Consider the following 15,118-nt stretch of genomic DNA (forward strand, 5'->3'; position numbering starts at 1 on the left):
CTTCATACGATATAAAAAAGGACGCCTAGCGCGTCCTTTTTTTATATCCACCCTTTTTCGGAGTCTCTTCGTTTTTAGATTTGCCCGTTCTTGGCTTACTGCCGGTCTTGGGCCGGCTCGCCTTCTTTAGCGCCTCTTTCTTTTCATGAAACGCACCCTTGAAGGCTGGGTCGTCCTTCTTGCGCTGGTCGTCCAGCGTGCGTGCGATCGACTGTTGTTCCTGGTATGGCGTCTTTTCGACCTTTACGTCCGCCGGTAGTTCCAACACCGGTATTTTGGCGCGGATCAGCTTTTCTATCTTCTCAATGTGATATTCTTCGGCTTCGGTCACAAGGGTGATCGCCTTGCCTTCCTGAAACGCCCGGCCCGTGCGGCCGATGCGGTGCACATAGTCTTCATACAACGCCGGCACGTCAAAGTTTATCACGTGCGACACATTGGCAACGTCTATCCCACGCGCCGTGACGTCGGTCGATACCAGCACGCGCAACTTGCCTTCGCGAAATTCGTTCATCGCGTTGATGCGTGTGTTCTGGTCTTTGTTGGAGTGAATGGCCCGTGCAGGCCCCAGGTGTGTGTCGGCTATAAAACGGAACAGGTCGTTGGCGCTATCTTTCGAGCGCGTAAAGATCATGACCCGGGTAAGCTCGTCTTTCTTCAGTAACAGGTGTTCGATGAAATTGAGCTTCGTTTTATGATTGGGTACGCGATACATCTCCTGTGCTACCTGCACCGCCGGTGTTGCCTGAGGCGTGACTTCGATCTTTATCGGGAATTCCAGGAACTCCGCCGACAGCCGCTCCACACGTTCGGAGAACGTAGCAGAGAAAAGCAAGTTCTGCCGTTTGTGCGAGATAACTTCAAAGATCTTGCGCAGCTGGTGCATGAAACCCATGTCCATCATCCGGTCGGCTTCGTCGAGCACCAGCGTCTTGATGTGTTTCACCGGCAGATTGCCGCGCAGGTAAAGCTCCATAAAGCGCCCCGGCGTAGTAACCAGGATGTCCACACCCTGTTCAATGGCTTCGATCTGGATCTTCGGACCGGTGCCACCGTAAATAGGCAATATGCGTAAGTCAGTATATTTTGCCAGCAGCTTCGCATGGTCGGCTAGCTGCACAGTTAGCTCCTTCGTCGGCGCCAGGATGACCGCCCGCGGCTCGGTGCCCTGCGCATATTTCACCTTCATGAGCAAAGGCAGCATATAGGCTGCAGTCTTGCCTGTGCCGGTTTGCGCGATGCCAATTACCTCCTGACCGCCCAGGATCAGCGGAATGCTTTTCTGCTGAATCTCGGTTGGGTGCTCAAAGCCCAGGTCGGCCACGGCTTGCAGCAGTTGTTTGTTGAGGTTAAATTCTTCGAAAGATGTAATGGCTGGCACGTTTTATTTTAATTTGGGGCGATGAAAACTACACTGATCCTGCAGGCAAATATAGTCAACGAAGGCAAGGTCTTTCAGGGCGACGTACTGATTAAAGGGCAACACATCGAAACCATTGGCAAAGATTTGTCTTCTGTCAAGGCAAACACGGTCATTAATGCCAACGGCCGTTATTTGTTACCCGGCGCAATAGACGACCAGGTACACTTCCGTGAACCAGGCCTGACACACAAAGGTACTATCTTTACGGAATCACGGGCAGCGGTAGCGGGCGGCGTTACCAGCTTTATGGAAATGCCCAACACCAATCCGCCGGTATTCACGCAGGCCCTGCTGGAAGACAAATACCAAATTGCCGCGCGTAGCTCGTTGGCCAACTACTCTTTCTTCCTCGGTGCAGGCAACGACAACCTCGAAGAGGTGATGAAGACCGACATTCGCCGGGTCTGTGGCCTGAAGATCTTCATGGGCTCGTCCACAGGCAACCTGCTCGTAGACGACGTCACCGCCCTGGAGGGATTCTTTTCACGTTTCCCGGCCATCATCGCCACCCATTGCGAAGACGAAGCGACTATTCGCAAGAACTCGGCCGACTACAAAGCGCAGTATGGCGAGGAGGTTCCGATCGAATGCCACCCGCTGATCCGCAGTGCCGAGGCCTGTTATAAATCATCGTCGTCGGCCGTGGCGCTGGCTAAAAAACATGGCACCCGCCTGCACATTCTGCATATCTCGACCGCGCGCGAGCTGGAGCTGTTTGACAACACCATACCCCTGGAAAAGAAAAAAATCACCGCAGAGGCATGCATTCATCACCTGTGGTTTAACGAAGCGGACTATAAGACACTCGGCACACGCATCAAATGGAACCCCGCGGTCAAGACCCAACACGACCAGCAGGCGATATTCCAGGGCGTGCTCGACGATCATCTGGACGTAATCGCCACCGACCACGCCCCCCACACCTGGGAAGAAAAACAAAACACGTACTTCAAGGCGCCTTCCGGTGGACCGCTGGTGCAGCACAGCCTGGTCGCCATGCTGGAGTTCTGTCGCCAGGGGCGAATCACCCTGGAAAAGGTGGTACAGAAAATGAGCCATAACCCAGCCATTCTCTTTCAGATCGAAAAGCGCGGCTTCATTCGCGAAGGGTATTTTGCCGACCTGGTACTGGTGGACCTCGACAAACCGTGGACCGTCAGCAAAGAAAACATCCGCTCGAAATGCGGTTGGTCGCCGTTGGAGGGTGTCACCTTCCAGGCTGCCGTTACGCACACCTTTGTCTCCGGGCACCTGGCATATGCCGACGGCATGCTGGATGAGTCGGCCATGGGCCAGCGGCTGCTCTTTGACCGAAAATGACGTGAAATCATTTTTGCAAATTCCGCTAACCTCGCTACATTTGCAGTCCTTAAACGGTGGATGTAGCTCAGTTGGTTAGAGCACCAGATTGTGATTCTGGGGGTCGCGGGTTCGAGCCCCGTCTTTCACCCAAAAGATAAACCCCTCCTACGAGGGGTTTTTTGTTTTTCGGCCTTTCCCTTTCATAGAAATCCGATGGCTTTTGAATCTGAAAAGCGGTATCTCGTGTCTATAACAACCCCCCTTTGCTATGGATCAACGTATCATCAACCTCTTTGACGAGTATACACACAAGCCATTATCGCGCGAAGAATTTATGCGTCGCCTGGCAACACTTGCCGGCAGCACCGCCGCCGCGCTCGCCATCCTGCCGTTGCTGGAAGTAAACTATGCGCATGCCGCCACGACCGACATACAAGATGACCGGCTGACGACCGGCTATATTTCATATCCCTCAGAAGCAGGACCCATGCGTGCCTATATCGCGCGGCCGAAAAAGCAGGGCCGTCATGGCAGTGTGGTGGTCATTCACGAGAACCGCGGATTGAATCCGCATATAGAAGATGTAACACGCCGTGCTGCGTTGGAAGGATTTGTCGCGCTGGCACCCGATGCACTTTCGCCACTCGCGGGAACTCCCACCGACGCGGATAAAGCACGTGACATGTTTCAGCAACTCGATATGCCGAAGACAATTGCATCGTTTGCGAAAGCGTTTGAATACCTCGGCACACAAGCGGATAGTAATGGTAAATACGGATGTGTCGGTTTTTGCTGGGGCGGTGCAATGGCCAATAACCTGGCAGTGCAGGTACCGAACTTGTTAGCGGCGGTTGCATATTATGGTCGGCAACCCGACGCGGCCGATGTACCGAAGATTCACGCGGCACTGCAATTGCACTACGCCGAAATGGACGAGCGTGTAAATGCCGGTATAGCAGCGTATGAAGAAGCGTTGAAGAAGGCTGATAAAACATACCAGGTATATATGTACCCGGGCGCGCAGCACGCCTTTCATAACGATACTGCGCCGACGCGCTACAATGCAGAAGCGGCAAAGCTTGCGTGGAAACGCACGATCGACTTCTTTAACGAAAAACTTCGCTAACAAACAACGTTGCCTTCCGGCTTTTTTTGCACTATGTTCAAGCCATGATTGTGTGGCCGGAATATAAGAAACTGACGCTGGAGGATAAGATCGATCTTTTGTATGAGCATGGTACATTCATCATGGCCATTCGCTACTATTCATATAAGATTAATCTCTATCTGATCGGCAATTTTTATGTGGAGGTCTTCGTTAGGCACAAGAATACCATTATTGAGAAAATTATTCCCCTCGATATGAATCACACGCGCATGAAGTTCTATTCAGATCAGATCATGCTGCCGTGTGATATGTTCTAAAGGTTATTAAACGTATCGTAATAAGAAGCCGAGCAGTAATCCCCCTAAAATAATCAGCGGCGACCACACCCGCGTAAACGCCAGCAAGACGAACGTAATGATGGTGACGGCAAAATTCATCACCGTATTTTCGAGGGGTTGAAATAGAATAACAGCCGAAGCAATTACCAGTCCGGCACTCGCAGCCGTAATCCCTTCGAGGGAAGCGCGCACGGCGCGGTATTTCTTTAGACTTTCCCAGAAACGTATCACAAAGAAGATCAGGAATGTGCCCGGTAAGAAAATGCCGAGCGCGGCGACAAAGCCCCCGACAAGCTGGCCAGCCGTGCCGTATTCACGCATGGAAAGCGCGCCGATATACGAGCTGAATGAAAATACGGGTCCCGGTAAAGATTGCGCCACGGCATAGCCTGACAGAAACTCTTGCGACGACAGATATTGCTTAGGCGCGTATTGTACAAATTCGGTATATAGCAGGGGTGTCAGCACCTGGCCCCCACCAAAGATCAGGCTACCGTTACGATAGAAGTTCTCGAACAGTCGCACGGGCAATGCTTTTGTGATTCCCCCTAATGCCGCGGCTCCAATCAATACACCGGCCCACAATAAAAAATTAGCCCAGGGTATAATGATCTTTGTCTTTTCCTCCTTCGGTTGCGCTTTATACTTTAGCGCGGTCAGCAAGCCGGAGCAAAGCAGCACGATGGGAAAGATAAAAGGAGTCTGAATAAAATACGAAAGCACCGCGGCGAGGATCATCAACGCCACTCCCGTTTTTGTGTGAATCGTCTTGACGCTGATCGTATAGGCACCATAGCTGACAAAACCGACCGCCATGGGTTGAATAAAGCGCGTAAACTCGGTCGACCAATTTTTCTGCTCGATACTCGACATCATCATGGCGGCCAACGTCATGAAGGTCACGCCGGGCAATATCCAAAGAATGAGGGTGAGGTAAGCAAGGTTGGGGCCGCCGATCTTAAAGCCGATAGCCGTCAACGTCTGGGTAGAGGTCGGGCCGGGCAGGATTTGACAGAGCGAGTTGATCTCGAGTAGTTCTTCCTCCGATAGATACTGGCGCTTGTCCACGAGTATCTTTTGGAAATGCGCTAAGTGTGCCTGGGGACCACCAAACGTAGTGACCGCCAGCATCAGCACATCCTTCAAAAAGATATAATAGCGCACATTCCGGATCATGTGCCGCCGATTATTTCTTTAAGCCAATCTCGCGCAGACGTTGGTCGAGGAATTCCCCGGCCGTAATGTCCTCCCACTGCTTGGGGTTAGCGGCGTCTACGCAACTCTTTAACGCGGCCAGGCTCATTTCGGCGCGCGGGTGCATAAAGAAAGGTATAGAGTAACGCGGTGTGTTCATCAGCGCACGCGGAGGATTGACGACGCGGTGTATCGTGGATTTGAGATATTTATTGGTGAGCCGCTCCAGCATGTCGCCTACGTTCACCACCAGTTGGTCCGGCAGTGCGGTAATAGGGATCCACTTGCCGTCGCGGCGCAATACCTGAAGGCCGTCGGCGCTGGCGCCCATAAGCAGGGTGATAAGGTTGATGTCGCCGTGTTCTGCAGCACGTACGGCGTCTGCCGGTACGGCATCGGGGTTTTCAATAGGGTAATAGTGAATCGGGCGAAGAATACTGTTGCCGTGTTTTACTTTAGCGTCGAAGTACGTCTCCGGAAGTTTCAAGTATAGCGCAATCGCCCGAAGCATATCCAGGCCGGTTTTTTCCAGGGCGCGATACACTTCGATGCCGACCGTCTTTAAGGCGGGCGCTTCTGTGGGCCAAATATTGGCAGGATAGTTTTCACGTTGCAGCTCGTCTTCCGGCAGTTCCTGGCCCACGTGGTAAAACTCTTTCAGGTCGCCGGTATTACGGCCTTTGGCGTGTTCTTTACCCTTACCGATATAGCCCCGTTGGCCGGCCAGCTCCGCGCGCTCGTATTTGTTCTTAACATCGTCGGGCAGTGCAAAGAAATGCTGAATGGCGGCATAAAGTTCTTTCTGCGCGGCATCCGTCAGATAGTGATTTCGAATGGCGACAAACCCAATATTGTGATAAGCTTCGCCGAGCGTGGCCACAAAGTTGGCTTTTTTATCGCTGTCACCTGACAGAAAATCGGCCAGGTCGAGGGAGGGTATTTGATCGTAAAGAACTTCCGCCATAACTGTAACTGGTTACATGAGTGGTACGCCGCAAGCTAAATATTTTTGTCTAAATTTCGCGTGCAGGAAATTCCAGCCTTTATAAAGAAATGTGATTTCTCTGGCATGATTTATTACACGACCAACTGTTCCTTCATTTTAAAAGTACTTATCATATGAAAACTACCCGTAGAGAATTTGTACAACGTACTTTAAAGGCGACCGCGCTCACCGCCATCGGTGCACCCCTGGCCATCGACGCCCTTGCCGGATCTACTCCCGCCGCGACGGCACCCACCACGGGAGTTGCCGCCGTCCAGTTCTCGCAGATCGCGTTGCCGTATGCATACAATGCGCTCGAGCCTTCCATTGACGCACAGACCATGGAAATTCACTACACCAAACACCACGCTACCTATATTAAGAATGTAAACGAGGCGATCGCGGCAGAGAAGATCACGTACGCTTCAGAAAAAGATTTCTTTGCGAACGCCTCTAAGCTTTCTGACAAAGCTCGAAACAACGGCGGCGGTGCGTGGAACCACAACTTCTTTTGGGAATCGATGAAGCCGGCCGCGGCTGCACCCGGAGGCAAGCTGGCGGACGCGATCAACAGCTCCTTTGGCTCCATCGATAAATTTAAGGAACAATTCAACGAAGCCGCAACCAAACGATTTGGCTCTGGCTGGGCCTGGCTGGTAAAAGACGGTAGCAAGTTGAAGATCGGCTCGACACCGAATCAGGACAACCCGCTGATGGACTCCAGCGACTTCAAAGGCACACCCTTGCTCGCCCTCGATGTTTGGGAACACGCCTATTATTTGAAATATCAAAACAAACGTCCTGAATACATCACCAACTGGTGGAAAGTGGTGAATTGGGACGAAGTGGCTAAGCGCCTCGCATAATAATATTAGTTTACAGGGAAAGAAGGCTTCTGCAGCAATGTGGAGGCCTTTCTTATTTATAGATCAATTTAGCTCGTTCAGGATCAGGTCGGTTATATCAAACAATGGGAATTCGCCGGCATTGTTTAATAGGATCACGGTGTTGCCGTGGTCGGGCTGATGCGCCAGCATGGTTTTGAAACCGAAGTCCGTTCCCGGGTGTAACAAAACAGTGTGACGTTTCGATACACGAAATTGGTACCGGTCGATCATCCAGCCATGGCCATAATGAACACCCCAGTCCTGGTAATACGTGCGGGGGATGAACTGTACGTCCAGCCCGGGCGTGGACTGGTTGTTGCTCCACCGCAGCAAGTCACCGGCTGTCGACGTGATGGCGCCGGCGCCCGTTACGTTGGTCACGGCATATGTCGGTTCCTCGACGCCATAGAGATAGCCTTTGGCCAGAGAAGGCTCATGGCCATCCAACGACGTATGGGCCAATGCCAGGGGCGCCGTGATTTTTTCTTGTAACAATTGTCCAAAGGATTTACCCGAAACTTTTTCTGCTACAAGCGCCAACAACGTGTAGCCGGTGTTGCTGTATAAGAAGTCCGTGCCGGGAGTAAATCGGGGAGGCTCACAACCAAAATGGCGAATGACCTCTTCAAGGCTATAGACATGTTGTATAGAATCGATAAAACTGGGATGTGAAGTATAGCCCGGCAAGCCGGAGGCATGCGTGAGTAGATGTTCAAGTGTGATGCCATGGTGTGGATACCAGGGCAGGAACTTTTGCACAGTATCCTGGTATTGCAAGAGCCCTTTTTGTTGCAACGCAAAGATTATACGACTGGTAAAGGTCTTGGATAATGATCCGATGCGAAAGACGGTAGTCGTATCGTGCGAACGCTGCGCGGTCTTGTCTGCATAACCATATCCGCGATGTAGAATAACCTGGCCGTGGTATTGTATGAGAGCAACGCCCTGGAACATTCCTTTTTGATGATATATGCGCAAAACAGAGTCGACGCGCGCAGCAGGTTGCTTAGGCGAATTTCGCAAGACTGTTTGTACCGATATTTTCAAGGCCGTATAGCCATTGCGCGCTTCGATGTCTGCTGCCAGCGTGTTATAGTTTACAGAGGATGGCAGAATGTTATACCCTTCCCAGAATGTGCGGCTTGTGTCAGCGGACGACTCCAGGAATCGTCCTGTAGAGGCGCCCGGCGGAACTGAAGATTGCGCCGCGGTATCGATGCGTGTTATCAAAAAGTCGCTTCGCTCGTCCACTGTTACATCAAAGCTGTAACGCTTGCTGGTGACACGCGTGCTTTCATCACGGGCTATGTGGTCGAGATACCAGCGACGGCCGAAAGGCCGATAGCGAACGACGGTTCGCTGACGATGTACATCGAGCTGGATGTTGAGGAGCTTTAAGACCGCACGCTCTGCAGCGTTGCCGGCTTGTACATAGGGTAACCCGCGTGGGCTAAGCTCGTATTCCACCTGTACCAAAGCAAGCGATGAAGCGCTGAAGAAAATCTTGCCGCGGTATAATCCGTCTTTGATCAGAGGCTTTTGATCAAACGATATTTCATGGACTTCTTCCGTGCCGATGTGGGTGACGCCTTCATACGTGAAGTCATGCTTCCGCAGACCGCTTTTGCTAAAAAACAACGTGTTTGGGTTTATCGCCAGGTCCAGCGTCTTTACGGTGCTCACCTTGGTGCCAATGGCCATGCCTACTCCGTTAAAGGCATGTTCGTCTTCAACCTCACGCGCTTTTCGTACCGTGAGCCGCGCTTCTCCGCCGGAGGATTGGTGTAAGTCAAAGGCAGCTTCAGAGATATGTATATAGTGGTCGGCTTTACGTGCCGCCAACCGATAAAAGCAAGTCAGTGTACGCGTTCCGCCATGATTTTGTGAAAGCCGTGCAAGCGCTTGTTGAATCAGCTGGCGGGGGTCGACGGGTGTGATCTCCACAGCCTGGAGTAATACAGTGTCAGGCATCAGCGCCATATCGAGCACGCCACCCAAAGACGGCACGGCCATTTTTGCAGGCTGATAACCGATAGATGAAATCAAAGCATGCCGGCCGGCAGCAGAAGGAAGAAGCTTCAAAGAGTAATGACCATGCTCGTCGCCCAGGGTACCCTCGCCAGTCTCAGGAATGGAGACATGCACAAACGGAATGGGCTGCAGCGTGGCCCGGTCGGTAATTTTTCCCGAGATCACCTGCGCGTTTGCATGGAAGGCGACAAACAATAACACCAGGAAGAGAAAAACACTCGGCATAGACACGACTTTTTATTGAGGATGTCGTCCGCCATTAAAAAGTTTACCCGCCCCCGCCGTTTAACAAATCCGACGCCCATCACGCCTCCAATCTCCAACTGCCGTAAAACAAAGAATCCCCGGTCAGGAACAAGACCGGGGATTCCAAAAATCCTCATTCAAATTTTATCCGTAACTAAAATTCCAAGAGGTTTAACCAACCCTAATGCGTGATACACCTTGGAATTGTTAGTGTACGTTTGATTGATAAAATGTGCTTGGGACTAGACATGGGTACCTCCTTTCTTTTAGTGGGACATGAACTACAGGCGCTGTTCAAATACCTTATGAATCCTGGCCAGTAGCCGGCAGCGATCGCTGTCAGGATCATTAACGTTTTTGTAGGGCCAGATTGTTTACGTGCAACCTAATTTTTTGGGTTTTTCTGGCTAACACGCGTTTTTTGCAGAATTTGGGGGTAATTCAGACAGTTTTCAGGGGAACCATGCCCAAATAGTTGCGGTGCTTTCTAAGCAAAAGGCCTTTTTTGCGCAAAAAACGTTTGCCAAAACGTCTTAAAAAGCCAGCACTGACCGAATTTTCTTTTGCAACGTTGTCAGATGGGCAATGACCTTCGGTGTGTCCGCACACACGATGTCAACCATTCTCCGCACCGCAACTCTGATAAAACAAAATCCTGATTCGTGAAAAGCAGATTTTTCCTTACACGAATTCATGTAAGAACCGCTTTGACGAGCAGGGCAGCGCGCAGTACCGCACCTTTGTATCATCAAAACAACACAAAAGCAACATATGAAATCCAAGATCGCCGTTTTAGCATTTGCCCTCCTGACATCCGCCGTAGCACTGGCTGATTCTCCCGCCATCCTGTCTGTAGTATCGACTGCCAACACATACACTGTGTATTACAAAACCAGCGGTACCGGTAAAGTAAAGATCTCGATTGTGAACGAAGCCAATAAGCTGGTTTACTCCGAAGTATTGAATAACGTAGCGTCTTTCTCTCGTCCCTATAACTTCAGCCAACTGGAAGAAGGTCAATACACCATCATCCTGGAAGACAAAAACGGTCGCCAGGTAGAAAAAGTAAACTACACGCTGAACCACATTAACAGCGTCGCGAAAGTTACCCGCCTGCAAGCTGATCCGAACAAATACCTGGTGAGCCTTGCCAACAACGGTAGCGAAAAAGTTCTGGTAAGAATCTACAATGGCGAGCACACCATCCTGCACGAACAAACGGTGCAAGTAGACGGCAGCTTCGGCATGGTATACAACCTCGGCCAGGCAAAGCTCGACTCAAACGTGCCCCTGACGTTCGAGATCGTCACCAGCAACAAAGTTGAAATGGTAAACTTCTAAGAATTTCCAATTCGATTCGCATAATTCTTAAAAAACAGAAGCCTCCCCATGCTCAAGGGAGGCTTCTTCTTTTATAGAAAGTTTCAAGGCGACTTGGTCCGTTGCGTTGCTGGCGCAAAGTTTAATCCCGACAAGAGGCGTGGTTTTAGCACCGGGCCACTCGCGCCAGTAAACAATACGGTGTCCGCGGGGTGGCCTCATGGTGCCAATTTAACCTGGGCTCTTGCCTCCCTGGATTCAGGCCTGACCCAGGCATGTCCTACTCCTATAAAGCGTAGATCATCCGTGGTTCATCTGTGGAACATCTATGGAGGAACCCTGTGGCAGACTCGAAGGATCCCCGGCGAAAAAGGCCTTTTTCCCGTCCCGGCTTCGACCCGTCCCGCAATTCCTTCCCTCTTCCGCGGAACCCCCGATTCCATATTTTCAAACCAACGAAAATTATTTCAAAACAACCTGTCAAACCTGATCCAACAGGTGACTAACAGGTGATCATCAAGTGCGCGGTTGGCACAGTTTGAGCCCCGTCGACTATTGGCCAGCCCTAGTTTGCTCAATAGCGCTAACCGCCGACATCAAAGGCATCAACTTCGCATTTGCCTTTTCATCATCAAAAGTATGCGCCACCGTTTTCCCGTCACCCGTGAACAGGGTTAATGTAGAATGCCGGGCACCATCATACTCCCGCGCCTGCGAGGGAGATTTCAGCACAGGGATTTCAGAAAGAGACACGCCGCGGAGGCTTTTTTGCACAGCCGCCCACTCCTCCGGCGTTACAAGCCGGCGCGACGCACGTTGCTCACGTCCGGAGATGGTCGTAATGACACTGTCCGCGGTGATAACAATGTGTTTTTGGAAACCACGCGTCAACGAGTTGTATTCAACGCGACCAATTTTCTGTGAAGATTTGCATTGCATCAAAGCCATGGCCAATGTAAAAAGGAAAGCGGTCGACCCGCATCGGATAGTTTTCATGCCCGCAAGATATCAAACAAACCGCAACAGCTGAGGCAAAAAGAAAACCTCCGGGTCGTCCAGCGCAAGCGCTAATGATGACACCGGAGGTTAAAGGATTTTGACTATTCTATTATTCCTTCAAAAACTTCTCGCGAATCAGCCCCTTATCTGTCGACACCGATAAAATATACATCCCTGTTGGCAGCGATGACACATCCACCGATCGCTCCTCTCGCTGCACATACGGCACGGCCGCACCCGCCAGATTATTGATCTGCAGCGCACGAATGACAACACCTTCTTCCAATTCAAGCGTCAGTTGATCTTTTACCGGATTCGGATAAATGCGATGCGTCAATATACTTGCCTCTTCCGGAAGCGCAATCTCGCCGCGATCCGTTTTAGCCAGGCCACTACCGCCGGTAATATTGACCGTATAATCTTCCACCTCGCCATAAGCGAAAGTCTCGCAGTAACTCGGCACGCCATTATACTTCATAGACACGCGCAATCGGGTAGCGCCGGCGGTAACGGTAGAAGGCACCGTAAACGAGCCGCTCACGGGAGTGGCCGTGGTCGCATTGCGGAACCACACGCGCTCACCACTGTCGGCAAAATCACCATCGCGGTTGTAGTCGATCCACGCGGCGTAGGCTTCGCTATACGAGGTGCCCGTCCAGGTAGGAGTGACCGTGATGGTGTAAGACGAGCCTGCGTTAAGGGTTGTTGAGTGGCTGGTAAAATTGCCATAGCCGCCGTTTGAACCGCTTAAATTATTAATAGTACCGAGCTGTACGCGACCAATGTATTCATCGGCAACGCTATTGCCGCGCGAGGCACAATAAGAAGGGCCAGCACTGAGCGTGGTAAAGTTGACGGAAGCGCTGTAAGCCGAAGTGGTCGTGCCACAGACGCTGCGTACCTGCGCCTCGTACGCCGTCTGCGATGCAAGTGCGCTTAGCGTAATGGTCGTAGCGCCCGTAGATACGGTTGTCCACGTAGAGGCGCTGGTGGCCCGGTACTGTACGTTGTATGTAGCATTGGCCACCGCGTTCCAGCTCAGCGTTGCGCCGGAAGTAGTAACACCGGATGCTGCAAGTCCGGTGGGGGTAGTAGCATTACAGGTCACCGGACCTGTCGTAATGGTAAAGTTAGTGTTGGAGATATCATAGAAGATATTGTCGGCAGCTTCCACTTTAATACGTGCCGTGGTTGTCGCGAGTGTCGGAACAGTAATAGCTTGCGAGCCGTCGTTGGGTGTACCGACCACCAGCGTAGTGGGATAGGTAAAACCACCATCTGTCGAAAGCAGAATGTTTACCGTCGCAGAGTTTACCGGGGCTACGTTTGTGCTGGCCACATTCCAGGTAACGGTCTGTGCGCTGCCCGCGGCCCACGTCGTGGCGGCTGTAGGAAACGTGATAACAAAAGGCCCCGCCGTACCGTTGACCGTTACGCGCATGAGATCTTCTGCCGTCTGGCCACCGCCGGCTTTGTTGTCCCGTACGGTTAATGCGAAGTTGAGCGTACGGGCTACCGACGGTACAACTTCCCACGTCGGCGTCAGGTTGTTGTTGACTACGTCGCTGATGCGCGGGAAATAACGGTCGGGGGAAGTGGTTCCTTCCCACGAGCGGAACATTGGGCCCACGGTACGGGTGGAGGTCGGTGCCGAGTTGGAGTTCGGATTACCCGGGTCGTTCTGTTCCCATGCGAAGGTAATGGCATCGCCGTCGGGGTCTGTGCCTTGTCCGCGTAGTACAAAGGCGGTCGAGCGCGGAATAGTATAATCCGCGCCGGCGTTTGCCGCCGGCGGGTTGTTGGTCAGGTTAATAATTTGCGCACAGCCCGAGCTGTTACCGGATTGTACGTTCGCCGAGATGTCGCGGATGTTTACATAGTGGAAGTAGGCATCGCTGTTGTTCTGCACGTTGGCGGCGCAGATGCCGGCATAGCTCATGATCGTGCTGCCGCTACCGGGCTCTACTTCGGTCAAACCACTGCCACTGCGACAGGACGAATTGCTTTGCGTATGATAGCCACCAAACTGGTGACCCATTTCATGGGCCACATAGTCGATGTCAAATGCATCGCCCGTAGGATTGGAGCTGCCGGTAAAGCCGCTGCCTTTGCTGCCCGTAGTACACACACAACCGATGCACCCGGCGTTGCCGCCACCGGTGGTGTTGAAGTTGTGACCGATATCGTAGTTGGCATTGCCGATCGCGGCGTCGATCACTTGTTGTGTTTTAGTGTTCCACTCGTTTGACCACGGGTCGGTGGTTGTACTGCCATGATAAATGATGAGGTTGTTGTTCGGAACGATCTCCATCGTAATAGAAAGATCGCGTTCATACACACCGTTCACGCGCGTCATGCTCACGTTCATTTGGGCGAGGATGTTGGCTTTCTTTTGCGCGTCAGTGCCCGTGCCGGCAAACAGGTTGCCATACTCGGCTGTACAGGACAAGGCAAGTCGGTATTTGCGCAGCTTGCGGTCGTTGGTGCTAAGAGGCGTTGGCGCCGCCGTGCGGCCCGAAAATACATTCGCTTCATCGGTGTAACACGTAAAGCTCGTCTCGCGGGTCACATCGGCACGACGGTATACAGTATATAACGAACGGTCCTCGGTATAGGGATCGATGTAATACTGGTGGTCATGATCGCTGGAAAGCACCATACCGTGAAACCCCGTTTGATTGGACACGCTAAACCGAATGGTCGCAGAAGGCTCATCGATGCCCTGTCCCGCGTACGATTTAATGCCCGGGTACTTTGCCGCTAAGTCGGGATGCAGCACGGAAGCTTCGACCACGCGATAGCGCTTCAGCGTACCGTGTGGATCAGGAAAGCTGACGATCAGATCAACTCGCCCGGCGGACAAGCCCCGTATAGGGGCCTTGTTGACCTCTTGTTGAAAGCCGGAAAAATCGAGGGCAAACACCTGGTGTGCCGACGGTTCCGCACGACGTGCTGCGAGTGGCTTTTCCAACGGAGGCTCTGAGGACTGGGTCCAGTACGTTTTTGTTTGGGCCATGCCCAACGTAGCCGTCAAAGAAAAGACAGCGATAAATAGTAGTTTCTTCTTCATAACATGTATCGGTTTAGTTACTAAACAATATACCCAATAAGCCAGGAAGAAACATCGCAGTAGCGACATACTTTACTTTTATTCGATCAATGACATGTATATATTTTCAAAGTATATTATACCTGAGAAGTAAGGTATACGAGAAATAAGGTATTTAACGGGTACACCTGACACGATTCTATCGGGGTGCCTGCCATGGTGCCAGTTTTCAGACT

The 15,118-nt window shown here is 51.8% G+C and carries 11 protein-coding genes and 1 tRNA gene; 6 read left to right on the forward strand and 6 right to left on the reverse strand.

Annotation, left to right across the window (positions count from 1 at the left end; genetic code table 11):
* Positions 1 to 25 precede the first annotated feature (25 nt).
* Positions 26 to 1,381, reverse strand: a complete 1,356-nt coding sequence (locus KK062_RS02660; protein ID WP_254082681.1) for a DEAD/DEAH box helicase — start codon at positions 1,379 to 1,381, stop codon at positions 26 to 28.
* A 21-nt stretch (positions 1,382 to 1,402) separates the two neighbouring features.
* On the opposite strand from KK062_RS02660, the gene KK062_RS02665 reads away from it, so the two are divergent.
* From KK062_RS02665 to KK062_RS02680, 4 genes are all read left to right on the forward strand, one after another.
* A complete protein-coding gene (locus tag KK062_RS02665) occupies positions 1,403 to 2,743 on the forward strand; it encodes a dihydroorotase (RefSeq protein WP_254082682.1) in 1,341 nt (446 codons plus the stop codon).
* 55 nt (positions 2,744 to 2,798) lie between these two features.
* Positions 2,799 to 2,874 (forward strand) — tRNA-His (locus KK062_RS02670).
* A 119-nt stretch (positions 2,875 to 2,993) separates the two neighbouring features.
* Complete coding sequence (locus KK062_RS02675) at positions 2,994 to 3,851, forward strand: dienelactone hydrolase family protein (RefSeq protein WP_254082683.1); 858 nt, start codon at positions 2,994 to 2,996, stop codon at positions 3,849 to 3,851.
* Between the two features lie 26 nt (positions 3,852 to 3,877).
* On the forward strand, positions 3,878 to 4,150 hold the full coding sequence (locus tag KK062_RS02680; protein WP_317195734.1) for a hypothetical protein: 273 nt from the start codon (positions 3,878 to 3,880) through the stop codon (positions 4,148 to 4,150).
* 6 nt (positions 4,151 to 4,156) lie between these two features.
* Here KK062_RS02680 and chrA read toward each other — a convergent pair whose 3' ends face one another.
* A complete protein-coding gene (gene chrA / locus KK062_RS02685; RefSeq protein ID WP_254082684.1) occupies positions 4,157 to 5,347 on the reverse strand; it encodes a chromate efflux transporter in 1,191 nt (396 codons plus the stop codon).
* Positions 5,348 to 5,357: 10 nt separating this feature from the next.
* The gene (locus tag KK062_RS02690) at positions 5,358 to 6,329 is read right to left on the reverse strand and encodes an isopenicillin N synthase family dioxygenase (RefSeq protein WP_254082685.1); all 972 of its coding nucleotides are present in this window, start codon (positions 6,327 to 6,329) and stop codon (positions 5,358 to 5,360) included.
* Positions 6,330 to 6,484: 155 nt separating this feature from the next.
* Between KK062_RS02690 and KK062_RS02695 the strand changes: the two genes are divergently transcribed.
* A complete protein-coding gene (locus KK062_RS02695; RefSeq protein ID WP_254082686.1) occupies positions 6,485 to 7,216 on the forward strand; it encodes a superoxide dismutase in 732 nt (243 codons plus the stop codon).
* Positions 7,217 to 7,279: 63 nt separating this feature from the next.
* Here the strand turns inward: KK062_RS02695 and KK062_RS02700 are convergent, their stop codons facing one another.
* Entirely contained in the window at positions 7,280 to 9,493 is a 2,214-nt protein-coding gene (locus tag KK062_RS02700) for a serine hydrolase (RefSeq protein WP_254082687.1), read from the reverse strand.
* A gap of 792 nt (positions 9,494 to 10,285) precedes the next feature.
* On the opposite strand from KK062_RS02700, the gene KK062_RS02705 reads away from it, so the two are divergent.
* Positions 10,286 to 10,855 carry a T9SS type A sorting domain-containing protein gene (locus KK062_RS02705; RefSeq protein ID WP_254082688.1) on the forward strand — a complete coding sequence of 190 codons (570 nt, stop codon included), beginning with the start codon at positions 10,286 to 10,288 and terminating at the stop codon, positions 10,853 to 10,855.
* Between the two features lie 531 nt (positions 10,856 to 11,386).
* Here the strand turns inward: KK062_RS02705 and KK062_RS02710 are convergent.
* Together KK062_RS02710 and KK062_RS02715 are read right to left on the reverse strand one after the other, a co-directional pair.
* Positions 11,387 to 11,830 (reverse strand): hypothetical protein, encoded by a 444-nt coding sequence (locus KK062_RS02710; protein ID WP_254082689.1) that lies wholly within the window; start codon positions 11,828 to 11,830, stop codon positions 11,387 to 11,389.
* Between the two features lie 112 nt (positions 11,831 to 11,942).
* Positions 11,943 to 14,903 carry a zinc-dependent metalloprotease gene (locus KK062_RS02715; protein WP_254082690.1) on the reverse strand — a complete coding sequence of 987 codons (2,961 nt, stop codon included), beginning with the start codon at positions 14,901 to 14,903 and terminating at the stop codon, positions 11,943 to 11,945.
* Between the last annotated feature and the right edge of the window lie 215 nt (positions 14,904 to 15,118).

It is taken from the genome of Dawidia cretensis (assembly GCF_018598175.1).
Classification (GTDB): Bacteria; Bacteroidota; Bacteroidia; order Cytophagales; family Cyclobacteriaceae; genus Ohtaekwangia; species Ohtaekwangia cretensis.

Excerpts from the sequence above, each read along its gene's own strand:
- KK062_RS02695 (WP_254082686.1), top strand. The coding sequence starts at position 6,485 with ATGAAAACTACCCGTAGAGAATTTGTACAACGTACTTTAAAGGCGACC.
- KK062_RS02665 (WP_254082682.1), top strand. The coding sequence starts at position 1,403 with ATGAAAACTACACTGATCCTGCAGGCAAATATAGTCAACGAAGGCAAG.
- KK062_RS02690 (WP_254082685.1), bottom strand. The coding sequence starts at position 6,329 with ATGGCGGAAGTTCTTTACGATCAAATACCCTCCCTCGACCTGGCCGAT.
- chrA (WP_254082684.1), bottom strand. The coding sequence starts at position 5,347 with ATGATCCGGAATGTGCGCTATTATATCTTTTTGAAGGATGTGCTGATG.
- KK062_RS02700 (WP_254082687.1), bottom strand. The coding sequence starts at position 9,493 with ATGCCGAGTGTTTTTCTCTTCCTGGTGTTATTGTTTGTCGCCTTCCAT.
- KK062_RS02675 (WP_254082683.1), top strand. The coding sequence starts at position 2,994 with ATGGATCAACGTATCATCAACCTCTTTGACGAGTATACACACAAGCCA.
- KK062_RS02705 (WP_254082688.1), top strand. The coding sequence starts at position 10,286 with ATGAAATCCAAGATCGCCGTTTTAGCATTTGCCCTCCTGACATCCGCC.
- KK062_RS02715 (WP_254082690.1), bottom strand. The coding sequence starts at position 14,903 with ATGAAGAAGAAACTACTATTTATCGCTGTCTTTTCTTTGACGGCTACG.
- KK062_RS02710 (WP_254082689.1), bottom strand. The coding sequence starts at position 11,830 with ATGAAAACTATCCGATGCGGGTCGACCGCTTTCCTTTTTACATTGGCC.